Below are 26,073 nucleotides of genomic sequence, written 5' to 3' on the forward strand. Positions count from 1 at the left end.
ACGTCGAGGCCTAAGGGTGCGGCTAAGCCGCAACTACGACGTGGTTTGATCTGCCCCCTATGACTTTGATTGTAAACGTCGAGGCCTAAGGGTGCGGTTAACGAGGCCTAAGGGTGGGGCTGATTGAAGCCCGAACTATCCTTTTTATGCCCGGTTCTCAGTCTTCTGAGTCGCCGGGTATTCCCAGTTCTTTTTTCATCTGAATATTGTAGGAATCGATAAACTCCCTGAAATGATCATTTTCCTCTCTCAGTCTTTTTATTTCAAAAATCATCCAGCGGACCTCCTCTTCGGCATTGCTGATATCATAGTCAAAGTCGGCATTCGGATTGTAGGTCAACCAGATAAGCTGACTCCCATTCCGTGTTTTCAGGGTGAGTTTTTGTTCCAGTTCTGCCAGGCGATCTTTTTTTTCATTGTCCACACACTAAAAGTATCACTCTCTTCTGTTATTTCCAACGAGAACAAGGTTTCACTATTCTGATAGAGAACTCTTTCCGGGAGACAATTGGAGAATAAATATGTTAGTCTTTGCCTTATGTTAGATCTGAAAGACCGGATTCTGTATGAAGATAACCACCTGATTATTATAAACAAAGTCTCTTCGGAAATAGTTCAGGGGGATAAGACCGGTGATGAGACTCTGGGCGAAAAGATTCAGAAATATATTAAAAAGCGGGATAAGAAACCCGGGAATGTCTTTCTGGGTGTCACCCATCGCCTGGACCGCCCCACCAGCGGCATTGTTGTTTTTGCGAAAACCTCAAAGGCCCTTTCCCGAATGAACACTTTGTTCCGGGATCATGATTTGAAGAAGATCTATTGGGCGGTCCTGGAGCGTTCTCCCGAAGAGCCCGAGGGACAGTGGACAGATTTTCTGAGAAGAGACAGAAAGAAGAACCGCTCCTTTGTTTGTGATTCTGGAAGAGAAGATGCTAAAAAAGCCGTCCTTTCCTATCGCACTCTCTGCCGCAGCGGTTCTGAGACCCTGGTGGAGGTAGATCTGGAAACAGGGCGTCATCATCAGATCCGGGCACAGTTTTCCGGACGGGGATGCCCCATCAAAGGGGACTTGAAATACGGTGCTAAAGGACCAAATCCCGACGGGAGTATTCATCTCCACGCCCGGAAGGTCCGTTTTATCCATCCTGTCACAAAAGAAGTGCTGGAAGTGACTGCCCCGGCTCCAAGACAGGATTTTCTCTGGCAGGATATGGAAGCCTCTGCGACCCGGGGGCCTAAGGAATCTGATGACTGAAATATCCGAAAAAACGCCTCTTCTCGGGTTGAATGAAGTCCATGACCTGATGGACTGGTTCCATCGGCACAGCATTGACTATCCCTGGGGAGATAATCCGACACCTTACCGGGTCTGGATCTCCGAAATAATGCTGCAGCAGACCGTTGTCACCGCGGCGATAGACCACTTCATCCGCTGGATGGACCTCTTTCCCGACATTCAATCACTGACTGAGGCCAGAGAGCAGACCGTACTCAAGGCCTGGGAAGGGCTGGGCTACTATTCCAGAGCCCGTAATATCCTCAAAGGTGCTCTGTTCCTGACAGAGTATCATCACGGAACTCTCCCTTCCAGCTATGAAGAACTGATCAAGGTTCCCGGGATCGGAGATTATACGGCCCGGGCTATCCTCTCTCTGGCCTTTTCCAGGAGCTATCCGGTTCTGGATGCCAATGTGAGAAGAATCGGGCAACGTCTCAGGGCCGTCCGGGATTGGCAGATCCAGGATGATCGCCTCCTTCTGCGGCAGCTGGAGGTCTTGATACCCCCCGAATCTCCGGGTGCCTTCAACTGTGCCCTTATGCAGTTGGGTCAGCTCATCTGCAGGGTCCGTTCTCCTGAATGCTCCTCCTGTGCCCTAGCTGAAAGCTGTCAGACCCGGAAGCAGGGCCTGCAGGCGGAAATCCCGGCTCCTAAAAAACGGAAAATCAAAGAAAAAAAGAGCACTCTTCTCCTGCTGACAAGGGATGGCCGCTTTCTTATGACCCGCCGGAGCCGGGGCCTGGGGAAGGGCTTGTGGTTTATTCCCTCGGTCCCCCGGGGGGAGGAAGGGATCATCCTGAGGACATTGAAAGAGCAGACAGAACAGACTCTGCCTCTTCAGGAACGGGTTCATCTCTACACAACATGGAAGGAACAATTATTCCCTCTAATGCTGGTTCTCCGAGGCTTTCCTGATGAGATTCCCGAGTGGATCCGTACACATGAGGATGATACTGTGGAATGGATCAATTTCAGAGATCTTGATTCCTATCCGACAGCTTCGGTATACAGAAAAATCCTGGAAGAAATTCCTCCAATATTTACGGCCAAGACAGCTCTGATAGCATGTGAATCCTTGCCATAACCAGGATCATCATGTAATGTTATCAATATGAAAAAGTGGATTCATTTTTCTATACTCATCATTGGGTCATCTCTTTTCCTGGTTTCCTGCCGCTCCGTTGAGAAGATGACCATTTCCAAGCTTTCGGATATGCTCTCCTCCGATTCAGGAGCCGGTGCTTTTACCCGGGATGATGATCCTCAGCTGATTGCGGATGCAATGCCCTTCACCCTGAAAATGTATGAACTTCTCATGGATCTGAATCCCGATGATTCGGCTCTCCGGCTGGCTGCGGGAAAGGCCTTTATCATGTATGCCAACGGCTTTATCCAGACTCCTTCCACCATGCTTGACGATGATGATTTTGAGGTTCAGATCGAGATGCTTCAACGGGCGGGCAAAATGTATCTGCGGGGAAGGAACTATGTTCTGGATTCCCTGTATCTGGAAATCAGGGACGGTGAGGAGCTTCTGAAGCATAATCTGGACGGTTTCCTGGAAGAGTGTAATCAAAAAGTGGCTCCTCAGCTCTATTGGGCTGCCGCCGGATGGCTGGGAGCCTTTTCCTGTGATCCCTTCGATTTTGAAATAGGCCGGGATATTCAAAAGCCTGTTGCCTTTTTATACAGGGCTCTGGAGCTGAATGAAGAGTATGAAGACGGGAGTATACACGATCTTCTGCTGACCCTCTGGTCCACACTTCCCCGTTCAATTATTGACAAAGCCCTTCTGGATACACCGGAATCTTCCGGTGCCTTCGCCCTGAAATATTATGAGAGGTTCAATATCCCTCAGGATGAAGAATCCCGGGCCCGGTTCCATTTTTCAAGGGCCATTGCTCTGTCTGACGGCAAAAATCCCGGGACTTATATCTCCCTGGCCCTGGCATATCCCGTAAAAGAGCAGGATTATAAAGAGTTTGAGAGGCTCCTCCAGAAGGCTCTGGCACTGGACCCCTATGATGATCCCGATACGGAATTGATGGTGATTATCTACCAGCAGAGAGCCGCCTGGCTACTGGAAAACCGGGATGACTATTTTTTAATTGATTTTTAACGAATTACCTTGAGAATTGAAGACAAAGGAACCCTATGAATATAAGAATGAGAAAATACACTATCTTGATGTTTCTGATGATTTTTCTGGCCTCCCATTCCCTGGCTGCCCTCACTATAAAGATGGGAAGTCTATTTCCCGAAGGCTCCTCCTGGGATATTACTCTTAAGAAAATGGCTCGTGAATGGAGTGAGGTCACCGACGGCCGAGTCAAAATAAAAATTTATCCCGGCGGGATTGCCGGAGAAGAAAATGATATGGTCCGAAAGATGAGGATCGGTCAACTGGATGCTGCAGTGCTGAGTGGTGTCGGTTTGACTGAAATTGTATCAGACAGTATTGTTTTCAGCATTCCTTTTCTCGTTCAAAACGAAGAGGAACTGGATTATGTCATTAGTGATTTACTGCCCCTCTTTGATGATGATTTCAGAGATAAGGGTTTTGAAGTTTTGATCTGGTCAAAATCCGGGTGGATTAACTTTTTTTCCAATAAAGAAATCCTGACCCCCGATGATCTGAAGAGCACCCGTCTGGCCGTGTCTCCCAATAATCCGGAAATGACCGAGGCTTTCAAGGCTCTGGACCTCAACGTCATCCCTCTGGGAATGAATGATACCCTTATGGGTCTGCAAAGCGGGATGATCGATTCATTCTATTCTATACCCATGATTTCTGCCGCCTATCAGTGGTTCGCCCTGGCTAAAAACATGAACCCTATTGATATGTCTCCCGTGATAGGGGGAATCCTTATTTCCGAGAGAACCTGGAAAAGAATCCCTGAAAAGTATCATGATGATCTGAAAGCTTCCATGGCTGCGGTTGAACAGGAATTTTTCAAAGAATACTCACGCCTCAATGAGGAGGCTCTCAGGATTATGAAGGACAATGATCTGAATGTCCTGAATCCCAGTCAAGAAGTGGAGCAGATCTGGAGAGATTATTTCAAAGATTCCTACAAGACCCTTGTAAACAATAATATGATCAGTGAACAGATCTATCAGGAAATGAGTCAGAAGCTGGAAGCCTTCAGGAACGGTCGGTGAACCTTATCAAGAAATTCCTCAATAAGTTTGAATTCAGGGTCGCCACAATTGTTTTTCTGATTCTGGCTTTTGTCCCTGTATTGGAGATCCTGTCTAGACTGATTTTTAATAATGGAATCAGGGGGGCAGATACCTATGTCAGCCATGCAGTCATCTGGGTGGCTTTCCTGGCCGGGATGATGGCGTCCAAAGAAAAGGCCCACCTCTCCCTGACCTCGGGAAGGGACGTCTTTTCGGGGCGATTGGCTGTCGTTTCCACGGCGGTGAGCCGTATCCTTTCCGGAGGAATCAGCTTTGGTCTGGCCTTCAGCGCCTTATCTTTTATTTTGATTGGTTTTGATCCATCCCAGATGGTCGGGATTTTCCCCATCCGGTTTGTCGCCCTGATTATGCCCCTGGGCTTTCTTGTCATAGGTCTGCGCTTTTTTTATATCAGTGATAAAAAACTGGTGTCACTGCCGGTCATTATATTGTCTGTCCTACTGGGGCTTTTTCTGGGAATCCCATCCCTTACGAACATGATGTACACCTTACTAAGCGAGCCGCCCCTTTTTATTGATTCATTGAGTACCCTCTATTATGACTTTTTTTATTATGCCGCCTTTCCGCTGATCATCCTTCTACTCATCAGTACGGTAAGCGGGACTCCCATTTTCATCCTTCTGGGAGGAATGGCTTTCTTTCTGTTCTCCCGGGACTGGGGATCTCTGGAGATTATCCCTAATGAGGCTTATAACCTCCTGACAGGGTCGTCGGTGCCGGCCATTCCCCTGTTTACTCTGACAGGATTTATCCTTTCGGAAAGCAAGGCGGGAGAACGCCTGGTCAGGCTCTTCAAGAGTCTCCTGGGGGGACTTCCCGGGGGTATGGCTATCATGGCGGTTGTGGTCTCCGCTTTTTTTACAACATTCACCGGTGCCTCGGGAGTCACTATCCTGGCCATGGGCGGTATTTTGTCTTATATGCTCCACGAGTCGGGAGACTACAAAGACGGATTCATAAAAGGACTCCTCACCTCTTCCGGCAGTATCGGCCTCCTCTTCCCACCCAGCCTCCCCATCATCATGTATGCCGTCATGGCCCAGATTTCAGTCAAAGATATGTTTCTCGGGGGATTGATTCCCGGATTGATCCTTGTTCTGTCCCTGGCCATCATGGGTGTGGTGGCTTCCTTTCATAAGAAAAGAACCACCGGTTTTAATGGTGCCGAAATCCTTCCAGCCCTGAAAGATGCCGCAGGAGAACTATTCCTTCCCATTCTCATCCTCTCTGGATACTTCGGCGGATTTTTTACACTGGTTGAAACAGGAGCTGTTTCGGTCGTCTATTCCCTTCTTCTGGAAGGGTTGATTCACGGGGATCTGAAAAAGGATGATCTATCCCGGATCATGCAGAAGAGCCTGCCTATTATCGGGGGTATCCTGATGATTCTGGCTGTTTCCAAAGGATTGAGTTATTATCTTATAGACGCCGAGCTGCCTCAGGCACTCACCAGTTTTGTACGTTCCAGCATCAGCTCGAAGATTGTCTTTCTTATACTCCTGAATGTGATCCTCCTGCTGACAGGCTGCCTAATGGATATCTATTCGGCCATCCTCGTTGTGGGACCCCTGGTCATTCCCATGGGAGAACTCTTCGGGATTCATCCGGTTCAGCTGGGAATCATTTTTTTAGCCAACCTGCAGCTGGGATATCTGACACCCCCTGTGGGTATGAACCTGTTTCTGGCGTCCTACCGTTTTGAAACACCACTGGTGGAGATCTACAAGAAGGTTTTCCCCTTCCTTATGGTACTCCTGGTCATGGTTTTACTGATCACTTATGTTCCCTGGTTCTCTCTTGCATTTCTGGGAATCTAGGAAAGTATCGATTATAATGGAAAATACCCGGAGGTTTTCGGGAACATCTTTATCAACAGAGGGTAGAAAATGTTTAATCTGACAAAGAGTGAGAGAAGCTGGGTTCTCTATGACTGGGCCAATTCGGCTTATTCCATCACCATCACCACGGCTATCTTCCCGCTGTTCTTCGGACAGATTGCCAGAGAAGGCGGATTGTCCGATTCAGCCTCAACAGCTGTTTTGGGTTATGGGAACAGTTTCTATGCCCTGCTCATTGCCATTCTGGCTCCGCTGCTGGGTACATTAGCCGACTACAAGGGGCGGCGTAAAAAATATTTCACCATATTCTTCATTCTCGGAACAGCCACTACGGTACTTATGATTTTTATCCAGCCTGGTGCCTGGATTCCCGCCATTGTTCTATACATGCTTACGGCTATCGGATTTGCCGGTTCCAATATATTCTATGATTCCTGCCTTGTGGATGTCACCGAACCCGACCGGATGGATAAGGTGTCTACCATGGGATTTGGATGGGGTTATATCGGAAGCACCATTCCCTTTGTTGCCAGTCTGGTGATCATCTTTATGCTGGCCGGTGGTGATATGACCGTTCTCAACTTGACAGGCGTCCGCATCGCCTTTCTTATTACGGCACTATGGTGGTTCATTTTCAGTATTCCCTTTCTTAAGAATGTAAAACAGCGCTTTGGAATTGAGCCCTCGCTCCAACCTGTGAAGGATGCCTTTGGCCGCCTGTATGGGACTTTTAAAAACATCAGGTCCTACCGCAAGATCTTTCTGTTTCTGTTGGCTTATTTCTTCTACATTGACGGGGTGGGAACGATCATCAAGATGGCCACAGACTATGGTTCCAAGATGGGGATCAGCTCAACCATCCTTCTTCTGGACCTGATGGGGTTACAGATTTTTGCCTTTCCCTTTGCCATCCTGTATGGAGTTCTTGCCAAGAAAACATCCACCCAATTCATGCTTTTCGTCGGGATCGGAATCTATATCGTTATCACAGCATTGGCGACCTTCCTTCCTTTTATGGGCCCGGATATGCTGATACCCATGTTTATCCTTATCTCCTTTCTTGTGGCAACCAGTCAGGGGGGAATCCAGGCCCTGTCCCGGTCCTACTTTGGAGCCATCATACCTCCTGATCAGGCGGGGGAGTTTTTTGGATTCTTTAATATTTTTGGTAAGTTCGCTGCTATTTTGGGTCCCTTTATTCTAGGTTTAGCCACACAGATCACCGGCTCTTACAGTGTTGGAATAGGATGCATCGTCATACTCTTTGCTCTGGGAGCCTTATTTCTGATGCTTTGTGGAAAGGAGCAGACATGAAAGAACCTGACTCTGTAGAAGAATTGGTTGCCCTGGGGGTGGTTTATTCTGAACAGGGTAAGAGGCTGAAGGCTAAAGACTGTTTTCGCAGGGCTTTAGATATTCTTCCTGAGGATCCTCTGATCAGTTACAATCTGGCACTGGAATTGATGGGGGAGGAAAACTGGTTTGAATCTCTGACTCTGTTGAATCAGGCTGTCAGCGGTGAACCTGATAATCCGGATTACTGGTGTGAGCGGGGGATCGTCCTGTTCCGGCTGGAACGATATGATGAGGCTGAAGAGTCTTATGATCTGGCTCTCACATTCGGGGAGGAAGATTCACGCCTCTGGAACAGCCTGGGAGTCCTCCGGTTTGTCTCCGAAGAGTACCAGGACGCCGAAATCTTTTTCCGGCGAGCCATCGAACTGGATCGGAAGAATGGAGACGCCTGGTTTAACCTGGCAGACACCCTGGATGAACTGGGAAATGAAAAAGGCGGAGAAGAAGCCCGCCGGGTTTTTGAAAATCTAGTCCTGAAAGAAGACGATGAGGGCTGAAGAACTCGTTGCGGAGATATACCGCCAGAAAACAGAACTCCAGAGGGAAGGGAAGAAGCCTTGTCAGGTGATTCTCAGCATGGAAGCCTGGCGTCATATCCGGGCCTGGCATCTGGCCAGAGGTGTGATGGAGCAGGCTCCCCATATGGACTACATCGGCGAAGACCGAATCTTTGAGATGGATGTGCTCATCGATGGAGTGGAAAGTCCCCGGGTTTGCTGAGCCTTATTCCGGTGCAATCTTTTCTGAAAGCATTTCTGAAAAACTCAAATCCGTCAGTGACGTGATCGATCTGGTCAAATACAAGAAAACACAAACAAGAATTATCACCGAAGGCACAGCAATGACAGGGAAACTGTAGGCCGTCATTCTGCCAAGTTCTGCGTTGAATGCCGTTGTTCCCGGAGGGCTTACCAGCATGGTTATAGCCAGGAAGGTATTCAGGAAACTGGATAGAAAGAAAGAACACGAGAGCATCAGAGTCGAGATGAAGATTCTTTTTTCAAAGGCTTTCATCCTTTCTGTCTCTTCCAGTCGTTTCAAAATTTCGGGAATATTGAAAATCTGGTCGCTGAAAAGGATTTTGCCCACAATGGGGTAGGGTGTTTTATGAGAGATCAGGACAATCATTCCGATGAGAAAGGGTATTCCACCCTCTTTCAGGGCAATCCATTTAGCATCCAGTGAGAGGAGCCCGAGAGTCCCCGTGAGGGTAATACTGACCAGCCCTATGAGGGAGAAAAAATTGACTTTCCTGTGTCTGATTATTTCAAAGAGGCCATAGGAGAGAGGGAACGCTAGCGCCGTGATCAGCCCCCAGACCGGGCCTAAGGTCTGTTCTGTACTCAATTTTATAAGGATGAAGGAGGGAATAATAATATTCAGGCTCAGGTTGACCAGAGGATGTTCGTCTTTTTTTTCCATGAAACGCTCCTTTTGGAGTGGATCTTATCATGGTTTTAGAAAAAAAGGACCCGATCTCCGGGTCCTTCAACATTATTTTGCCAATTCTTCCAGTTGTCTGTATGGGAAAATCCCTGAGCTGTGGCCGTCGCTCCAGCTTATGGCCAGGGCATAGTTTCCAAGAGCAGTTGTAGATTCTACTGTGATGTCTCTGGGAATATCTTCGTCATTCAGTATCTTTTCTCCGCTGTATTCATCCACACAAAGGGCACAGCCGCAGCTGCTTCGCAGATGAACCGCATTGATTTTCCAATCATCCTGGTCCTGCCATTTAAAGAGGACCGTATCCCCTTCCTGTTTAACCTCGGGAGGCACGATCTTGTCGGCGGTCACCTTACCAAGAGCCCTGGCAATATTTTCCACCAGGGACTTGTTTAGATCATTACTTGCGTAGTGTTCCATATTCCGCCCTCGGCCTGGTTCCAGGGGAATCCGGGCCAGTGTTTTCAGACCGAAGCGCTCTCCCGGGGCCTTGGCCTCACCAAAAATGTGGTGTTCCTTGTCGCAGTTATCGCAAATGAAATGGGACATGTTCTCGACCACACCCAGCATGGGTACACCCACCTTCTCAAACATCAGAATACCTCTGGCAACATCCACAAGAGAAAGAGCGGCCCGGGTGGTAACAATGACTGCCCCGTCCACTTGAATGGCCTGGCTCAGGGTCAACTGAATATCTCCGGTTCCAGGAGGCATGTCTATGACCAGGTAGTCAAGCTCTCCCCAGTCGACTTTCAGGAGGATCTGCTGCATATACCCCGAGACCATGGGACCTCTCATGATGGCGGGAGCATCTCCCAGCAGGAATCCGAAGGACATGAGGAGGAGCCCGTTTTTTTCGATGGGAATCATCATATCATCCCTCTGGTAAACTCCGGGTTTTGTGATATTAAACAGAGTCGGCAGGGAAGGACCGAAGAGATCCGTATCCAGAAGCCCTGTTTTGTAACCCTGATCTCTGAGTTCACAGGCCAGGGTTGCCGCCACAGTGGATTTACCAACACCACCCTTGGCAGAGGCCACGGCAATGATCTGTTTGACCCCTTTTAAGCCGTTTTCACTATTTTCGCTCCTGGCATTTCTGGCGGTCATGGTGACATGGACCTTCTCCACACCTTCCAGCTCTCCCACCAACTTCTCAGCGGCGACTTTGAACTGGTTTTTCACAGGGCAGGCGGGGGTGGTCAGTTCTATGGAAAAGCTGACTTTGCTGCCGCTGATAACCAGCTCCTTGATGAATCCCAGAGACACGATGTCTTTATGAAGGTCGGGATCAATGATTTCTGAGAGGGCTTTGAGGATTTCTTCTTTCTTTACCAAAACTTTTCTCCAGTATGTTTATTCTATTGCCGGGAGCTTCACATTCTGCCCCGCGGCAGTGTTTACACTTTTGTCCAGGTGCTGCCGTTTTCAGATGATTTCAGAATAGCATGCACAAATCGGATGCCCGCCAGACCGTCTTGTCCGTCCGGACAGGACATCGCTTCCTTTCGTGCCGGGGTGCCTGCTTTCACTGCGGCGATGGCCTCAGCTGCATCTCTATAGATATTGGCAAAGCCGTCGGGGAATCCCTCGGGATGGCCTGCCACTATATGACTGGCATAGGCGCTTAAGGGGAGGGTTCCCGGACCGTTGGGTGTTCTGATTTCGCAAGGCCGGCCCAGAGGCTTGTAGGTCAGTCTCTGGGGGATTTCCTGTTCCCACTCAAGGCTTCCCTTTGTGCCGGAAATCCTGAACTGAAGGGAATTTTCAACACCGGCAGCCGCCTGGGTGACCCAGAAACTGCCTCTTGCCCCGTTTTCCATCCGGAGAAGAGCTCCTGCGTAGTCCTGGATGGTTCTCCCGGGAACTATGGCTCCCGCTTCTGCCGCCACTTCGTCAACTTCCAGACCCGTCACATAGCGGATCAGGTTATGGGCGTGGGTGCCGATGTCTCCCATGACTAGGGAGGGTCCGCCTTTTTCACTGTTGTAGCGCCAGGGGGCAGAGGGACCACTCGGGTCGGGATTTGATTCATCCGCCTTTCCGCCCTGTACATATTCCACCTGTATTAAACGGATCTCTCCAATCTCTCCGGCTTTTACCATGGCCCTGGCCTGACGGGTCATGGGGTAACCCGTATAATTATGAGTCAGTCGAAAGATCCTGCCTGTTGATTCAATTATTTTAACCAGCTCTTCCGCCTCAACGATCGTATTGGTCATGGGTTTGTCACAAATAACATCCATACCGGCCTTCATGGCTGCCGAGGCATAGAGAAAGTGGCTGTCGTTGGGAGTCATGATGGCAACTACTTCGGCACCGTCGTCCCGCCGGGATTCTTTTTTGATCAGTTCCAGTCCGTCACTAAAGATTCTGTCTTCAGAAAGGCCTAGATTTAACCCTCCCTCCAGGGCTCTTTCGGGTTTGGAAGAGAGCGCGGCCGCCACCAGATCAAAGCAGTCAGTCAGCCGGGCGGCTTGTCTGTGCATACCCCCGATAAAGGAACCCGGACCACCGCCTATGACGGCCATTCGCAGGCGTCTTCCCAGGTGGTGAATGGCAGGGTTGTATCCGTCTTTACTCATTATGAATCTCCTTGAATCCAGTTAGTTCATTTTCTCTATTGCTAAAACTAACACTGAAGCAGTATACCCCTGGAGAGAGTAAGGTTCAACTAAGTTGGAGAGGTAGTCTGCCCGAAATATGGTTGAAAAGGGGTGGGATAACATCCCGGGCGGTAATTAAATATAAAAAAATAAAGCAATAATCCCAGCTGATATAGTATGATTTAATATATGAACAAGATCATAATTCCTGAATATGATATCAATGGTCCCGTCGAAATTGCTCCCCGCATCTGGTGGGTGGGGCATTATCTGAAAGGCGATCCTTTCCAGTGTCATTGCTACCTTATCGAGAACGGGATGGATTCCATCCTCATCGATCCAGGTTCCCGCCTCACTTTTAAACACAGTTTTGCAAAGATTGAAAAAATACTGCCCTTTACTCATATCCGGTATTTTGTGGTTCACCATCAGGATCCGGATATTACGGGAGCTCTGGACATCATCGATCAATTGAACTGCCGGGAGGACGCCTGCATTCTCAGTCATTGGAGGGCCATTGCCCTGCTCAAGCATCTCGGTTTGGATATGCCCTTGTTCTGTGTTGAAGAAATGAATTGGAGCCTCACGGCAGGGGAAAGGGAGTTGGAATTTATTTTTACTCCCTACCTGCACTTTTCAGGTGCATTCTGCACCTTTGACAGAAAAACAGGGTCTCTCTTTTCCAGTGATCTGATGGGTGGATTTACAGACGATTTTTCCCTTTATGCCAAGGACGAATCCTATCTCGATTCGGTAAAGCTGTTTCATGAACACTATATGCCATCCAGGGAAATCCTGGCCGTCGCCATGGACAAATTTCAGAAACTCCCATTAGAAAGAATCCTTCCTCAGCATGGATCTATTATCACGGGTCACCTTATTCCTTATATCCTGGAGCAATTGAAGAATCTTGATTGCGGTTTATTTCTCCTGGCACAAACGAGCACCGAAATCATAAAGCTCTCCAAACTCAACCGGTTTATGAATGACTTCATGGAAACCATCGTCTTTCACAGGCATTATGATACGATAGCCAAACAGCTTTTAAAGAATATTCAGGAAATAATTCCTGCTTTGAGTTTTCAATTCCTCATCATTCGGGACGAAGACCACTGGCAGCTTCTGGAAGAAAAGACTCGGTATCAGGGAACTCCCTATAAACCGGAGAGACTTGTCACAGATATATATCGATCCTTTTTGAAGGAAGAAATCCGCATGAGGTATATTCAAGAGGACAAGGATAAAACCGTTGTCCTTCCTCTCAAAGATTTAGAATCAGGTACAACCTTTGCTCTCGCCCTTATTGAAGTCTCACAGAAAACTCAGCTTGATGATGAAACAGAAAGTATTCTTCTGCAAATTTCCAATCCTCTGTGCATCGCCATAGAGCGGGAGATCATGCAGCAGCAGCTGGATCATGAGAAACAGTCTTTTTATGAACTTTCCATTAAAGATCCTCTTACGGGATTGTACAACCGGACCTATATGAATGAGACAATCCCCAGAATCTTCTCACACCATGACCGGGGAGTCCTGAATGGGATTGCCCTCCTGATGCTGGATCTGGATCATTTCAAGACGGTCAACGATACCTATGGCCATCAAGTCGGGGATGTGGTGCTGACGGCAATCTCCAGGATTATTCTTGATCATCTGAGAGTCGGAGACATTGCCGTCCGGGTGGGAGGTGAAGAATTTTCTGTCTTTCTGATTCTTGAAGATCTGGAGGCTATCAGGACGGTGGCCCAGCGGATACTCCTAGCCATTAAAAATACGGATTTCTCGGAACATATGAAAGATAGAATAATAACAATAAGCGGCGGATTAGCCATCAGGAAAAAGGAAGAGTCTCCTGAGGATCTGTTTGCAAGAGCCGACTCCTATCTCTATCAGGCTAAAAGAACCGGCAGGGATCGGATTGTCGAGTCTCTTGACTGATCCCTCAGCCTCCGCAGATGTCTCCATATATCGGAATGGTCTAATTTCTCCTAATCCAGATCTTTACAAGCGCTGTAGATATTTATAAAAAGTTCCTCAATGTATTTTTCAGGGAGAGAAGAGTAGGCCACACGGATCAGAGTCCCCAGGGCAATAATCCCCGTGTCATAATCTTTTAAAAGTTTCTGACGGACTTCTTCGGCGTTACCCTTCTTCAAATCGACACACATAAAGTAGCCTGAGTTGTAGGGAACAATATCGAAATATTCGGAAAACTCGGAGTGACTGGTCAGAGTCTTTTTCACCTGGTCATACCGGGATTTCATCAAGGCGTATTTAGACTTTTTGTCTGCATCGTATCCAGGATCATCGTAGGCGGTGAGCAGGAGATTCTGTGACAGAATAGAATCGTTGGAGATACTGCCTCTTACCGCACCGGCAACCTTATCCACCAGAACCTGACCGGCCTCCTGGGTCATGCCTTTCCAGCTGAAGCTGATAAAACCGACACGAAAACCCCAGACATAGTCCTCTTTGGTGGCTCCGTCTACTTTCACGGCCAGTACATTCTCATGGAGTTCGGCCAGTGAGGCAAATATAGACTCAGTCCCCACTCCTTCTTCAAAAACGAGTCCGAAATAGGCATCGTCGATGAGGACGGCCACAGTTTTTCCTGCTTCAGCTGCCTCGAGAACAGCCTCCCTGATTCCGGTCATTTCCTCGTTGGTCGGTGTGTATCCGGTGGGATTGTTGGGAAAATTCAAAAGGAGTACTTTTTTCTGGCCCGGAGCCATGAGTTTCTCTTTCATGCCCTTCAGATTAAACCCTCCACCCTTGTACATGGGGAAAGTATCAAATTCTGCCAGATAGGCGTTCTTGAAAACCAGATTGTAGTTCCCCCAGTAGTAGTCAGGGAGGATGAGCGTGTCCCCTTCGTCCAGGAAGAGGTAACCGGCCATGGACAGACCGTGGGTCAATGCGTTGGTGACAACAGGCATGGTGATTTCTGTACCAGCCAGGGAGGGGTTTTTCTTTTTAATGATAGACTGCCAGCTCTTTCTCAGGGGGAGAAGACCATAGCTGGAGGCATAGGGAAACACCTTTTCAGGAGGGAGGTTTATCAGTGATTCAATGGACGATAGTCTTAAGGGAGATCCGTCATCTTCGGTCGCCATTCCGATGGAGGCATTGATCCTTTTTCCATTGGCATCCTGTCCCTGCATGACCAGGCCTTTCTTGGGAAAAAAAATGGCTTTGCCTTTTTGGGATAAGAGAGAATAAATGGCGGAATTCTGTGCTTCCAGAACATCATTGAGTGCTGCAGCCTGTGGATTCATGAAAAATCTCCTCATTAGGTATATTGCCTGATAAAAATGATTTAATAGATAATTTTTATCAATTAGAGCATTATCATACTGAAACAGTTGTATTTTGGGAATGCACCTGCCCCTCTGCAGGCTGTGAATTTTCACAAAAATGATGGAATATCAGTTTAAAGTTCACGGAACATCTCAGCTTGAGGTCAAGGGGATCAAGTTTCTTTTTTTGACTGACCCCCTCGTGTCGGTTCTGTCTTCTGCCCGGAGAGCTGTCCTGCGAGCTGGAGATACTGCTTGCGGTAGAGGGATGGGGCAGCCCCGGTATACTGCTTAAACACCCTGCTGAAATGAAATTCACTGTAAAAATTAAGATCCTGGGCAATCGTCAGAAGGGTTCTGTCTGTGCTGGTCAGCATGGCTCCGGCCGCCTCTATCTTCAGCTTCATAAAATACTTCATGGGTGTGGTTTTCATCTTCTGTTGAAACAGCCGGATGAAGTAGGAGTTGCTGAGTCCCAGCCTGCGGGCAATGTCTTCCAGGACCAGATCGTTGGTAATATTATTCTGCATGATCCTGAGTGCTTTTTCTATATGGCTGTTCCGGCTGTCTGAAAAGTGAAAATCCTCTTCTCCCGACAAAACATAGAGAAAAGAAATCAACTGATGGACCGCCGACTGCCGGAGGGCTCTGTTTCCTGAGAGTCCTTTTTCCTTGATCTCTTCAAAGAAGAAGCGGTAGTTGGTACCCAGGTTGTAGAGACGGTTGGATTTCAGGTCTATGGTCAGCAGCCGGTGGATCTCTCTGTCCGCATCTTCAGTGCTGATGAGGACAGCGTAGTAGGATATGGGATTGCCATCATCCTGAACGATGATGGAGTGATTGGTTTCGGGAGCCGTGAGGAACAGGGTTCCAGGCTCAATATGGAAGCGTGTCCTTTCATTGAGGAAGCTGGCATTTCCCTGAATGAAATAGTGGAGTTCAAACTCGTTATCACCATGAGAATGGAAACGGCTGTGCCATCTTATTTCTGTTTCTTCCTTCATCTGGTACACGAATACGACATCCAGAATTTTCACAAATTGCCCCTATAAAGGTCAATTATATGTATGAACTGTCAATTCTGTCCATTCCTTTTAGCCCGGGAGGGACAGATACTTGAAACAGATTGAAACCGCAGCTCTTTCCTGCCGCCTCATCAAGGTGTTGCCCTGAGAGTTCGGTTCTTTCATACAGCTTGAGGGTGGAGGATTATTTGAAAACCATAATTGGAATTGATAACGGAACACAGAGCACAAAAGTTGTGTTCTATGACTTTGAAAATAAAAAGATAGTGGCCTCTGCCTCAGCCGGGCATGAAATGATTTCCAGAGAAGATGGCAGCCGTGAGCAAAAGGCTTCCTGGTGGATCGATGCCCTGACTTCCTGTTTCGAACAGATTGATCCTGTCCTCAGGAAAACCGCTTTGGCCGTGGGCGTTTCGGGACAGCAGCACGGATTTGTCCCCATCGATGCCCAGGGAAATGTACTCAGTGATGTCAAGCTCTGGTGTGACACCTCCACTGCCGGAGAGTGCCGTGAATTGACCGAAAACTATGGAGGCGAGGCCAAACTGCTGGAAGATACGGGAAACCTGATCCTTCCCGGTTATACGGCGTCCAAAATCCTCTGGTTTAAAAAGGCAAATCCCGAAGCCTATGCCAGAATGGCAACGGTTCTTCTGCCTCATGATTATCTGAATTATTATCTCACCGGGAAAACCGTGATGGAATATGGAGATGCCTCAGGAACTGCCTTGCTGGATGTTCGTAACAGAACCTGGCACAAAGGCCTTGTGAAGGCTCTGGATCCTGACAGAGACCTGATGAGCTGTCTCCCCGATCTTGTAGATCCCTGGGAGCCCTCCGGAACTCTTCTCCTCGACGTTGCCGCAAAGTTTGGAATACCCTGGGGAATTCCTGTGTCTTCCGGCGGGGGAGACAATATGATGGGCGCTGTGGGCACGGGGACTACAAAAGATGGTGTATTGACCATGAGCCTGGGAACCAGCGGTACCCTATACGGCTATTCTGATACTCCTATTATCGATCCAGACGGGAATCTGGCGTCATTCTGCTCCAGCTCCGGTGGTTGGCTGCCCCTTTTGTGCACCATGAACTGTACGGTGGCCACAGAACTGATGCGTCAGCTTTTTGACTGCGGTGTCAAGGAATTCGATGAGATGGGCGGCAAGGCCCCCGCCGGTGCCGAGGGCATTCTAACCCTGCCCTTCTTCAATGGAGAGAGGACTCCCAACCTGCCCCATGGTAAAGGATGCATTGTCGGTATGACCGCCGGAAACGTCAAGAAAGAGAACATCTTCCGCTCCGCTCTGGAATCGGCCATCCTGGGAATGAAACTGGGCCTCGACTCCTTTGAAAATCTGGGATTCAAGCCCCGGGAAGTCCGCCTTATCGGGGGAGGAGCTAACTCTAAAATATGGAGGCAGATTACCGCCGATGTTTTGAACCTGCCTGTTGTGATTCCCCTGAATACGGAAGCCGCCGCCCTGGGTTCTGCTCTTCAGGCTCTCTGGTGTCTGAAGAAGTCGGAAGGGGCAGATGTGGATATCAACAGCCTGATTGACGAACATGTCAAACTGGATGCCGGGAAGGGATGTCTTCCCCATCCGGAAAACGTTAAAAAATACAAAGAGGTCTATGCAGAGTACAGCAAATATGTGAATGCTCTGACCCCTCTCTTCTCTTAATGTTATTTCAAGGTTCCGGAAAGGGTTTCCGGTTTCGAATTATTGATACAGTTTTATTCTAAGGAGATTCAGTATGAGTCAAGTATTTATTGGTGATAAAGAATATTTCAAAGGCATTGGCAAGATCCCTTTCGAAGGAAAAGGTTCGGATAATCCCCTGGCATTCAAATTTTATGATGAAAACAAGAAAGTTCTCGGCAAAACCATGAAGGATCATCTCCGATTCGGTATTGCCTATTGGCACAGCTTTTGTGCTGATGGAGGGGACCCCTTTGGCAATTCCACACTGATCCATCCCTGGGCCCAGGCTGATGGTCTGGATAAGGCCAAAAATAAGGCGGACGCCGCATTTGAGTTCATTTCAAAACTGGGGGCTCCTTATTACTGCTTTCACGATGCGGATGCGTCTCCCGAAGGAGCCAGTCTTTCCGAATATGAAAGTAATATGCAGACTGTAACAAAAATGCTGAAAGAGAGACAGGACGCAACAGGCATCAAGCTGCTGTGGAATACGGCCAATTTGTTTTCCAATCCCAGGTACATGAATGGTGCTTCAACCAACCCGGATTTTCAAGTCCTGGCCTATGGCGCGGCCCAGGTGAAAGCCTGTCTGGAAGCTAATGTGGTTCTGGGTGGTGAAGGATACACCTTCTGGGGCGGACGGGAAGGATACATGTCTCTTTTTAACACCAATATGAAAAGAGAAAAGGACCATCTGGCCCAGTTCCTTATCGCAGCCCGTGACTACGGAAGAAAAATTGGTTTCAAGGGAAAGTTTTATATTGAACCCAAACCCATGGAACCCACCAAACATCAGTATGATTATGATGCGGAAACGGTTATCAATTTCATCAAGTCCAACGGTCTTGAAAATGATTTTGCCTGCAACATCGAAGCCAATCACGCCACACTGGCGGGCCACTCTTTTGAACATGATGTGCAGCTTTCGGCGGAATATGGCCTTTTGGGCAGCGTCGACGCCAACCGGGGTGACATGCAGAAAGGATGGGATACAGATCAGTTTCCCAACAGCGTGTATGAGACAACCGAAGTCATGCGCATCATCCTGGGCATGGGTGGTTTCAAGACCGGGGGATTGAACTTTGATGCAAGAATCAGAAGAAACTCAACGGATATGGAAGACTTGTTTGTCGCCCATATCGGCGGTATGGATACTTTCGCTTTGGGTCTGGAAATGGCTGCCAAAATCCAGGAAGACGGAAAAATGGACAAGATGAAAGCCGAGCGCTATTCCTCCTTCGATTCAGGCAAAGGAAAAGACTATGAGGCGGGAAAGCTCAGTCTTGAAGATTTGACCAAACTGGCTCATGAAAACGGGGAGCCTGCCACCATCAGCGGCAAACAGGAATACTTTGAGAACCTTGTCAATCAGACAATTTTCGGATAAATACGGGCACGCCTGTATTCAATCGGGAACCATTGCAGGTCCTCGCTGACCAACGCAATTTTTCATAAAATGGGAGATTCTCCGTTGGAGAAGCTCTCGCAAAACCTCCTTTTTTCTTTTTTTGGAACCGGGTTTTTTCAGCCCGGTTCCTTCTCATTCTATTTCCACCACACAGAGTTCTTTCTTGAATCCCATCGTGAAACTTGAATTCGATTGAAACCAATCTGTTGTCAGTCTATACTGAACGTATATATTTTAAAAAAGCAGGACAACATCATGAAAATCGGGTTTATAGGCACTGGGAATATGGCAGGCGCCTTTATCGGCGGTCTTATCAAAGCTTGTATCATTCAAAAAAGTGAAATATTTGTCTCTGACGCATCCCAGGATGCTCTGGACCGAATCTCATCCCTCTACGAGGGATTAAATACATCCACAGACAATCTGGAATTTCTGGGCAGCCTGGATTTTCTGGTCCTTTCGGTAAAGCCTCATATCTACGAACCCGTGATCCGTCAGATCCGTGATTCTATTTCAATGAATACGGTGGTCATAACCATTGCTGCGGGAAAAACAAGGGCCCAGGTTCTGGAGCTCTTCGGCAAGGATATCAAGCTGGTGAGAACCATGCCTAATACTCCGGCTCTTGTGGGGGAGGGAATGACCGCGGTCTGCCCTGGAGATAATCTGAGTCTTGATGAAGTCAATCAGGTTCTAACCCTGCTGAATGCCGTGGGTCGGACTGAGATTCTGGAGGAGCATCTTATCGATGGGTATACCGCCCTCTGCGGTTCCAGCCCCGCCTATGTCTACATGTTCATTGAAGCTATGGCGGATGCGGCAGTAAGAGAAGGCCTTCCCCGTGATAAAGCCTATTCCATGGCAGCACAGTCTGTCCTCGGTTCTGCCAAGATGGTGTTGGAAACGGGAATTCATCCCGGTCAGCTCAAGGATCAAGTCTGCTCGCCCGGAGGGTCGACCATCGAAGCCGTAGGTGTATTGGAACAGACGGGATTCCGCTCCTCCGTCATGGAAGCCATTCGGGTCTGCGCGGATAAATCAAAAAAGCTTTCAAAAAGCTGAGGAGCCGGCAAACACGGGAAAATGAACAGAACCAGTTTTCATCCTAAGTCATGCATCATCTCTTTTCTTTTTCTTATGGTTTTACTGTCTCCCCTCAGGGCAAGTACAATCATTTTTGACCACATCACCCAGAAAGACGGATTATCAAATAACGCCGTATCAGGGATCGTTCAGGACAGGAGGGGTTATCTCTGGTTCGGAACACAGAACGGCCTGTGCCGTTATGATGGCAAGGTCTTTCTATCCTATGAACATGATCCCTTCGACAGGAACTCTCTGCCCCATAATTTGATTCAAACCCTTTACCTTGATCCCGTTGATCCTTACCTCTGGATTGGAACCTATGAGGGACTGTCCAGGTTTAATATGGAAACTGAAGAATTCTATAATTACAGTGCTTATCAGCACAACAAGGGTGAAGTCCTCTCCAATGAAGTCGTTACCACCATTATCAAGGATGACGAGGGGGCTCTCTGGGTGGGGACCCTGAAGGGTCTGAACAGGATCGATCCTGTCAGTCAGGAAATCAGATCCTATTTTCATAATGATCTGGAGGGGGACTCTCTTCTCCATGATACGGTGCGCAGTCTGTTTATCGATAATCGTGGAAGACTCTGGATCGGAACCTACGGAGGTCTGGATCTGTATCTTCCGGAGACCGATACTTTCAGGCATTTCAAGGCTGACCCGGAAGATCCCGGGGCTCTCCAGTCTCCCTATGTCATGGCCCTGTGTCAGACTGATGATTTTAATATCTGGGTGGGGACATGGGATGGAGGTGTCTCTCTGTTGAATCCTGTTACTGGAAAGATTCTGGAACATATTCCCCTGGAAGATAATGTTTATCTCCTGTCTGCGGATCCATCGGGAGATCTCTGGATAGGGACCTGGGGGAATGGGCTCTATCAGTGGTCTTCCGCGACAAAGACCCTCAACCATCATGCAGCAGATCCGGATGATCCATATAAATTGAATCATGGCATCGTCTATTCCTTCCTCCGGGACAAGGGGGGTGTGTACTGGATCGGTACCAATGGCCGGGGTGTGAACAAGCTTAATCCTCAAAAAAAGGATTTTCGCTTCATCTCTCATGATGTGAATAAACCCCTGTCTCTGCCCGAAGATAATGTCAGAGACATTCTAATAGATCGTGAGGGGAGGTATTGGGTTGCCACCTACTCTGAAGGACTCTGGCGCTTTGAGGGTGATCCCCTTGACTGGGATGTCAAGCACTGGATGCCTGACCCTGAAAATCCCTGGTCTTTGTCTCATTTTAATGTTGCTTGCCTTCTGGAAGATTCCAAGGGCCGCCTCTGGGTGGGATCCCTGGGCGGTTTGGATCGATTTATTCCCGAGACAAATGACTTCGACCATATCTCTCTCCTTGGTTATAGTTCCATTCCCGGTGATGAGCCCATTGTCTACTCTATCACTGAAGATCTGGACGGGACATTCTGGATCGGAACATACAGCTCAGGACTCATTCACTGGTCCGAATCAGAGGGGATTCTGGATGTTTTTAACTACCTTCCCGGAAAATCAACCCTGAGTAATAATCTTGTTTTCTGCCAGCTCCTGGACAGCCGTGGTACCCTGTGGGTGGGGACGAATATGGGATTGAACCGGTACAACCGGGACAAAAAGGAGTTTGAGATTTTCTATCATGATCTGGATGACCAGTCCAGCATCAGCAATAATGTCATAATGAGTTTTTTTGAGGATTCATCAGGGCAACTCTGGATCGGGACGGGAGGCGGTGGGCTCAATCTTCTGGAACCCGGATCGGATTCTTTTTCTCACTATACCCGGTTGGATGGACTCAGCTCCAACCACGTTCAGGCTGTGGAAGAAGACGGGCAGAACCGTTTGTGGATTTCCACAATGAGCGGTATCAGTGTTCTGAATCCCGAAGACGGCACTATTCTGAATATTGATGAGAGCGACGGAATCACGGCAGACCAGATGGACAACAGTTCTACCATCGATAAAGAGGGTTATCTCTATTTCGGAAGCTCTGAGGGTGTCTTACGTTTTGATTCGGCAATCCTCTATGATAATCCCCATCCGCCGGCCATGTGGATGAATGAAGTCCAGGTTATGGGAGAGGCTTATCCATTTCTGGACTCCCTAGTAAAGGGAGAAGAGCTCGTTTTGAACTGGGAACAGAGTTATATCAGCTTTGAATATGCGGCGCTGGATTTCACTTCTCCTGCTCAGAATCAATATCGTTATATGCTGGAAGGACTGGACCGTGACTGGGTTCTCAGTGGGACTCGGAATTTTACCGCCTACCAGAACCTGTCGCCGGGGCACTATATTTTTCGCGTCCAGGGCTCAAATAATGACGGAGTCTGGAATGAAGTCGGATTGTCCCTTCCCATATATGTGAAGGCACCGCCCTGGAGACAGCGCTGGTTTTTTATCATTTATATTGCAGCCGGGATCATGGCTATTTTTTTGATTTCTAATGTACAGGCTAACTCCCTGCTGAAGCGGAAGCTGAATACTGTGGTCAGCAGCCGGGATAATCTGCAGGCCCTCAATACCAAATTGGAGCAACTGGCCTGGATTGATTCTCTGACTGGTTTGTCCAACCGGCGGTATTTTGATCTGTCCATGAATAATCTCTGGCATCTTGCTATAAGAGAAAATAAATTCATGACTCTGATGATGATTGATGTGGATCATTTTAAGCCTTACAATGATTTTTATGGCCACCAGATGGGTGATGAAGCCCTCCGGATAGCAGGCCGTTTGATTCGAAGCATTATGAGACGGGATACAGACGCAGTCTGCCGCTACGGTGGTGAAGAATTCACGGTTCTTCTCTTTGATACGAATATTTCTGAAGGTGAAGTTCTTGCTGCGGCACTATTGGAGAGTTTCCGGAAGGAAAATATCCTGCATGAAGGCTCCTCGGTTGCTCCCTATTTGACAATTTCCATCGGCCTTTCCGGCTTTGTTCCCGGGTTTGAACAGCTTCCCAGGGAATTGGTGGATGAAGCTGATAAGGCTCTGTATGAAGCTAAAAACAGAGGCCGGAATCAGTACGTGGTCTATCCGGGTAGATCAAAGGACAGTGGCCCATCATGAAGAAGGATAATGTAGAACTCATATGTAATATTGGAGAGCTTTCAGACCTGTTTCGGGAAAAGAGTGATGTCCGGGGATTTTTAATGAAGGTGGTCAGGACGGTTTCCGGTCATATGAAGGCCGATGTCTGCTCCATATATCTCTATGATGAGTATCTTGACCGTCTCATTCTGGAAGCAACGGAAGGGTTGAATCCGGATCTCATAGGTAAACTCATCATGACGACAGGAGAAGGTCTTGTGGGAATCGCCCTCAAGGAACTCAGGCCTATACTCGAAAAAAAAGGACAGGACAATCCTCATTTCAAGGAGATTTCCGGTAGTGGTGAAGACCAGTACCAGGCTTTTCTGGCTGTTCCGATCCTCCAGGGGCTGACCCGTATCGGGGTTCTTGTGCTTCAGCACCATCAATCCGGGTTTTTTAACAAAAATGACATGATGGCCCTTCGGGCCATCAGCTCCCAGTTGGCGGCAACTCTTGAAAACGCCAAACTCCTGATGGGTGTCACAAAGGTGGTTCAGCCGGCTCCTGTGGAAGAACTGTCATTGATCAAGGGCAAAGCTGTTGTGGAAGGGATTGCCATTGGTCTGGCCTATGTGATGGAATCGGATAAGAGTGAAGATCTTCATTTCGGATTGCCCCAGAGCTGCCTAGACGCCGACCTTGATGACTTTTTAAGAGCTGTAACCCAGACGGAAGAACAACTGACGACCCTCCAGTACGAGATGGAAGAACAGCTTTCTGATGTAGGTTCTCTTATTTTCAGCACTCATTTGCTGATGCTCAGAGATTCAGGTTTTATCGGAAAAATGGAAGAGGACGTCAAGGGTGGTGTTCTTCCCTGTGATGCCATCATTTCAAGAGTGAAATACTTTCTGAAAATTTTTTCTGAAAGTGAGAATCCAAGACTTCAGGAAAAGGTTCAGGATATACGGGACCTGGGACACAGACTCCTGCGGAATCTGGCTGGGGAGGAACAGGAATCTGGAGACTATTCCGGTCAAATCCTGGTCGCCAGAGAACTGCTTCCATCTGAACTGGTCAAAATAACGGCTCAGCATGTAGAAGGTCTGGTACTCTACAGTCAGGGAGCCTCGGCGCATATTACAATCCTCGCCAAATCACTGGGAGTCCCTCTGATCTATACGGATGACCGAAAACTCCTTTCTATACTCCCAGGTAGCCCCCTTATTCTGGATGGACTCCAGGGCAATCTTCTGGTCAATCCGGGAGAGGAGACTATGGCCCAGTTTAAGGCTCTGATGAATGATCATAAACTGCTGAAAGAGAAGGCGGAGCTGGTCGAGGATCAGACCGTGAGCCTCGACGGGCAGAGGATTCATCTGAGGGCCACCATTAACCTGATCAGCGACATAAAAATTGCTGTTAAGATGAAGGCTGAAGGAATTGGTCTTTACCGCAGTGAATTTCCTTTTCTTATCCGGAACAGTTTTCCCAGTGAGGAAGAACAGTATCTGGTATATAAAAAAATCTTTGACGGAATGGATTCCTCCGTCATAACTCTGAGGACTCTGGATATCGGAGGGGATAAAATCCTATCTTATATGCCTGATTCGGAAGAGGACAATCCCTTCCTGGGTCTCAGGGCTCTCCGATTTCTTCTCCAGAACAAGAAAATATTTGTTGGCCAGCTCAAGGCCATGCTGAGAGCCGGGCAGGGACGCAGTTTCCGCATTATGTTTCCCCTGGTTTCATCTCTGGATGATTTTAAGCAGGCAAGACGGATGGTCGAAAAGAGTATTGAATTCCTCAGAAGAGATGGTTTTGAATGCGCCACAATTCCTGAATTGGGAGTCATGATTGAGCTTCCTTCGGCTGTCATTATGGCGGAAGATCTGGCCAGAGAAGCCGACTTTATGTCTGTGGGTTCCAATGATCTGGTCCAGTATCTGCTGGGTGTGGACAGAACCAATGAAAAAGTCTCCGGCCTGTACGAAGCCAGGCATCCTGCGGTGCTCAGGTCAGTCGCCCGTATTACAGAAGCATCACAAAAAGAGAATTGTCCTTTGAGTATCTGCGGAAACATGGCCTTTGACCGGGCACTGGCTTATTTTTTGGTGGGTGTGGGAGTTCGCAGTCTATCCATGCCGCCTGTACAGATTCCAAGGATGCAGGAGTTCCTGAAAAATGTAGATGTAAAAAAAGCAGAAGAAGACTGCCGCCGCCTCCTGGAAATGGACAATCTGGAGGATATAAACAGCATACTGGATGAAGCACTTGCTGCCATAGAAGCCTGAGAGAGGCTTCCAATCTTCTATTCTTTATCTATATAATTATCAAGAATCGTCTGAATTGTCTGAGACCTCAGCTGTTCCCTGATCAATTCTTCCGTATCCGACCAGAACGCGGAAATAGCGCAGTCGGCAGAACGGCCGCATGTTGCGTCTCCTGATGTACAGGGTGCCAGAATAACACCTTCTTCCACTGCTTCCAGAACATCCAGAACTGATATCTCATTTAATTCCCTGGAGATCCAGAATCCCCCGGACGCCCCTCTGACAGATTCGGTGATTCCTGCTTTTTTCAGCTTGGTAAAAATCTGCTCCAGAAATATAGGAGAGAGCTCCTCACTATTGGAAATTGATTTTATGGAAATAGGTTTGTTTTCTTCATTTAGGGCCATGTTCATTATTGCTCTTATTGCATACCGGCCTTTTGTTGTTATTCGCATAGACTCATAATATCGCTATTACTATGGTCGGGCAAGTGATCTGATGCACTCATAAGGCTACTTTG

At 48.1% G+C, this 26,073-nt stretch carries 21 protein-coding genes; 14 read left to right on the forward strand and 7 right to left on the reverse strand.

All coding sequences use genetic code 11. The features are described 5' to 3' along the window. Positions 1-157: 157 nt before the first annotated feature. Positions 158-424, reverse strand: coding sequence for a hypothetical protein (locus tag PF479_RS00410; RefSeq protein ID WP_298001101.1), 267 nt, complete (start codon positions 422-424; stop codon positions 158-160). A gap of 114 nt (positions 425-538) precedes the next feature. Here PF479_RS00410 and PF479_RS00415 point away from each other — a divergent pair, with 114 nt between their 5' ends. The 8 genes from PF479_RS00415 (at position 539) to PF479_RS00450 (ending at position 8,400) form a co-directional block, all read left to right on the forward strand. Next, the gene (locus PF479_RS00415; protein WP_298001103.1) at positions 539-1,258 is read left to right on the forward strand and encodes an RluA family pseudouridine synthase; all 720 of its coding nucleotides are present in this window, start codon (positions 539-541) and stop codon (positions 1,256-1,258) included. After that, entirely contained in the window at positions 1,251-2,366 is a 1,116-nt protein-coding gene (locus tag PF479_RS00420; protein WP_298001106.1) for a hypothetical protein, read from the forward strand. Before PF479_RS00415 ends, PF479_RS00420 begins: the two co-directional genes overlap by 8 nt. A gap of 27 nt (positions 2,367-2,393) precedes the next feature. Then, complete coding sequence (locus PF479_RS00425; RefSeq protein WP_298001108.1) at positions 2,394-3,401, forward strand: TRAP transporter TatT component family protein; 1,008 nt, start codon at positions 2,394-2,396, stop codon at positions 3,399-3,401. A gap of 47 nt (positions 3,402-3,448) precedes the next feature. Then, complete coding sequence (dctP, locus tag PF479_RS00430) at positions 3,449-4,444, forward strand: TRAP transporter substrate-binding protein DctP (protein WP_298001110.1); 996 nt, start codon at positions 3,449-3,451, stop codon at positions 4,442-4,444. After that, complete coding sequence (locus PF479_RS00435; protein WP_298001112.1) at positions 4,441-6,303, forward strand: TRAP transporter large permease subunit; 1,863 nt, start codon at positions 4,441-4,443, stop codon at positions 6,301-6,303. The genes dctP and PF479_RS00435 overlap by 4 nt, the downstream gene beginning before the upstream one ends. A gap of 69 nt (positions 6,304-6,372) precedes the next feature. Next, positions 6,373-7,638, forward strand: coding sequence for an MFS transporter (locus PF479_RS00440; protein WP_298001114.1), 1,266 nt, complete (start codon positions 6,373-6,375; stop codon positions 7,636-7,638). Continuing rightward, positions 7,635-8,177, forward strand: a complete 543-nt coding sequence (locus PF479_RS00445) for a tetratricopeptide repeat protein (protein ID WP_298001116.1) — start codon at positions 7,635-7,637, stop codon at positions 8,175-8,177. The genes PF479_RS00440 and PF479_RS00445 overlap by 4 nt, the downstream gene beginning before the upstream one ends. After that, on the forward strand, positions 8,167-8,400 hold the full coding sequence (locus PF479_RS00450; RefSeq protein ID WP_298001118.1) for a hypothetical protein: 234 nt from the start codon (positions 8,167-8,169) through the stop codon (positions 8,398-8,400). Before PF479_RS00445 ends, PF479_RS00450 begins: the two co-directional genes overlap by 11 nt. 3 nt (positions 8,401-8,403) lie before the next feature. Here the strand turns inward: PF479_RS00450 and PF479_RS00455 are convergent, their stop codons facing one another. From PF479_RS00455 to PF479_RS00465, 3 genes are all read right to left on the reverse strand, one after another. Continuing rightward, positions 8,404-9,102 carry a VC0807 family protein gene (locus PF479_RS00455; protein WP_298001120.1) on the reverse strand — a complete coding sequence of 233 codons (699 nt, stop codon included), beginning with the start codon at positions 9,100-9,102 and terminating at the stop codon, positions 8,404-8,406. Between the two features lie 72 nt (positions 9,103-9,174). Beyond that, on the reverse strand, positions 9,175-10,461 hold the full coding sequence (locus PF479_RS00460) for a P-loop NTPase (protein WP_298001121.1): 1,287 nt from the start codon (positions 10,459-10,461) through the stop codon (positions 9,175-9,177). Between the two features lie 62 nt (positions 10,462-10,523). After that, positions 10,524-11,708 carry a Gfo/Idh/MocA family oxidoreductase gene (locus tag PF479_RS00465; protein WP_298001123.1) on the reverse strand — a complete coding sequence of 395 codons (1,185 nt, stop codon included), beginning with the start codon at positions 11,706-11,708 and terminating at the stop codon, positions 10,524-10,526. A 210-nt stretch (positions 11,709-11,918) separates the two neighbouring features. On the opposite strand from PF479_RS00465, the gene PF479_RS00470 reads away from it, so the two are divergent. Further along, a complete protein-coding gene (locus PF479_RS00470) occupies positions 11,919-13,667 on the forward strand; it encodes a diguanylate cyclase (RefSeq protein ID WP_298001124.1) in 1,749 nt (582 codons plus the stop codon). Positions 13,668-13,717: 50 nt separating this feature from the next. On the opposite strand, the gene PF479_RS00475 is transcribed toward PF479_RS00470, so the two are convergent. Together PF479_RS00475 and PF479_RS00480 are read right to left on the reverse strand one after the other, a co-directional pair. After that, positions 13,718-15,004, reverse strand: a complete 1,287-nt coding sequence (locus tag PF479_RS00475; protein ID WP_298001126.1) for an aminotransferase class I/II-fold pyridoxal phosphate-dependent enzyme — start codon at positions 15,002-15,004, stop codon at positions 13,718-13,720. Positions 15,005-15,198: 194 nt separating this feature from the next. Beyond that, on the reverse strand, positions 15,199-16,062 hold the full coding sequence (locus PF479_RS00480; RefSeq protein ID WP_298001128.1) for an AraC family transcriptional regulator: 864 nt from the start codon (positions 16,060-16,062) through the stop codon (positions 15,199-15,201). Between the two features lie 176 nt (positions 16,063-16,238). Here PF479_RS00480 and xylB point away from each other — a divergent pair, with 176 nt between their 5' ends. From xylB to ptsP, 5 genes are all read left to right on the forward strand, one after another. Beyond that, a complete protein-coding gene (gene xylB / locus PF479_RS00485; protein ID WP_298001131.1) occupies positions 16,239-17,732 on the forward strand; it encodes a xylulokinase in 1,494 nt (497 codons plus the stop codon). A gap of 73 nt (positions 17,733-17,805) precedes the next feature. Then, complete coding sequence (gene xylA / locus PF479_RS00490; protein ID WP_298001133.1) at positions 17,806-19,140, forward strand: xylose isomerase; 1,335 nt, start codon at positions 17,806-17,808, stop codon at positions 19,138-19,140. 276 nt (positions 19,141-19,416) lie between these two features. Then, positions 19,417-20,223 carry a pyrroline-5-carboxylate reductase gene (proC, locus tag PF479_RS00495; protein ID WP_298001135.1) on the forward strand — a complete coding sequence of 269 codons (807 nt, stop codon included), beginning with the start codon at positions 19,417-19,419 and terminating at the stop codon, positions 20,221-20,223. 21 nt (positions 20,224-20,244) lie between these two features. After that, on the forward strand, positions 20,245-23,316 hold the full coding sequence (locus PF479_RS00500) for a two-component regulator propeller domain-containing protein (protein WP_298001137.1): 3,072 nt from the start codon (positions 20,245-20,247) through the stop codon (positions 23,314-23,316). Next, entirely contained in the window at positions 23,313-25,574 is a 2,262-nt protein-coding gene (ptsP, locus tag PF479_RS00505; RefSeq protein ID WP_298001139.1) for a phosphoenolpyruvate--protein phosphotransferase, read from the forward strand. The genes PF479_RS00500 and ptsP overlap by 4 nt, the downstream gene beginning before the upstream one ends. Positions 25,575-25,591: 17 nt before the next feature. Here the strand turns inward: ptsP and PF479_RS00510 are convergent, their stop codons facing one another. Beyond that, a complete protein-coding gene (locus PF479_RS00510; RefSeq protein ID WP_298001141.1) occupies positions 25,592-26,008 on the reverse strand; it encodes an Rrf2 family transcriptional regulator in 417 nt (138 codons plus the stop codon). Positions 26,009-26,073: the final 65 nt, after the last annotated feature.

Origin of the sequence: Oceanispirochaeta sp. (genome assembly GCF_027859075.1) — a bacterium.
Classification (GTDB): domain Bacteria; phylum Spirochaetota; class Spirochaetia; order DSM-2461; family DSM-2461; genus Oceanispirochaeta.

Excerpts from the sequence above, each read along its gene's own strand:
- PF479_RS00420 (WP_298001106.1), top strand. The coding sequence starts at position 1,251 with ATGACTGAAATATCCGAAAAAACGCCTCTTCTCGGGTTGAATGAAGTC.
- PF479_RS00470 (WP_298001124.1), top strand. The coding sequence starts at position 11,919 with ATGAACAAGATCATAATTCCTGAATATGATATCAATGGTCCCGTCGAA.
- PF479_RS00440 (WP_298001114.1), top strand. The coding sequence starts at position 6,373 with ATGTTTAATCTGACAAAGAGTGAGAGAAGCTGGGTTCTCTATGACTGG.
- PF479_RS00450 (WP_298001118.1), top strand. The coding sequence starts at position 8,167 with ATGAGGGCTGAAGAACTCGTTGCGGAGATATACCGCCAGAAAACAGAA.
- ptsP (WP_298001139.1), top strand. The coding sequence starts at position 23,313 with ATGAAGAAGGATAATGTAGAACTCATATGTAATATTGGAGAGCTTTCA.
- PF479_RS00425 (WP_298001108.1), top strand. The coding sequence starts at position 2,394 with ATGAAAAAGTGGATTCATTTTTCTATACTCATCATTGGGTCATCTCTT.
- PF479_RS00475 (WP_298001126.1), bottom strand. The coding sequence starts at position 15,004 with ATGAATCCACAGGCTGCAGCACTCAATGATGTTCTGGAAGCACAGAAT.
- PF479_RS00500 (WP_298001137.1), top strand. The coding sequence starts at position 20,245 with ATGAACAGAACCAGTTTTCATCCTAAGTCATGCATCATCTCTTTTCTT.
- PF479_RS00415 (WP_298001103.1), top strand. The coding sequence starts at position 539 with ATGTTAGATCTGAAAGACCGGATTCTGTATGAAGATAACCACCTGATT.
- dctP (WP_298001110.1), top strand. The coding sequence starts at position 3,449 with ATGAGAAAATACACTATCTTGATGTTTCTGATGATTTTTCTGGCCTCC.
- proC (WP_298001135.1), top strand. The coding sequence starts at position 19,417 with ATGAAAATCGGGTTTATAGGCACTGGGAATATGGCAGGCGCCTTTATC.
- PF479_RS00445 (WP_298001116.1), top strand. The coding sequence starts at position 7,635 with ATGAAAGAACCTGACTCTGTAGAAGAATTGGTTGCCCTGGGGGTGGTT.
- xylA (WP_298001133.1), top strand. The coding sequence starts at position 17,806 with ATGAGTCAAGTATTTATTGGTGATAAAGAATATTTCAAAGGCATTGGC.
- PF479_RS00465 (WP_298001123.1), bottom strand. The coding sequence starts at position 11,708 with ATGAGTAAAGACGGATACAACCCTGCCATTCACCACCTGGGAAGACGC.
- PF479_RS00510 (WP_298001141.1), bottom strand. The coding sequence starts at position 26,008 with ATGCGAATAACAACAAAAGGCCGGTATGCAATAAGAGCAATAATGAAC.
- PF479_RS00455 (WP_298001120.1), bottom strand. The coding sequence starts at position 9,102 with ATGGAAAAAAAAGACGAACATCCTCTGGTCAACCTGAGCCTGAATATT.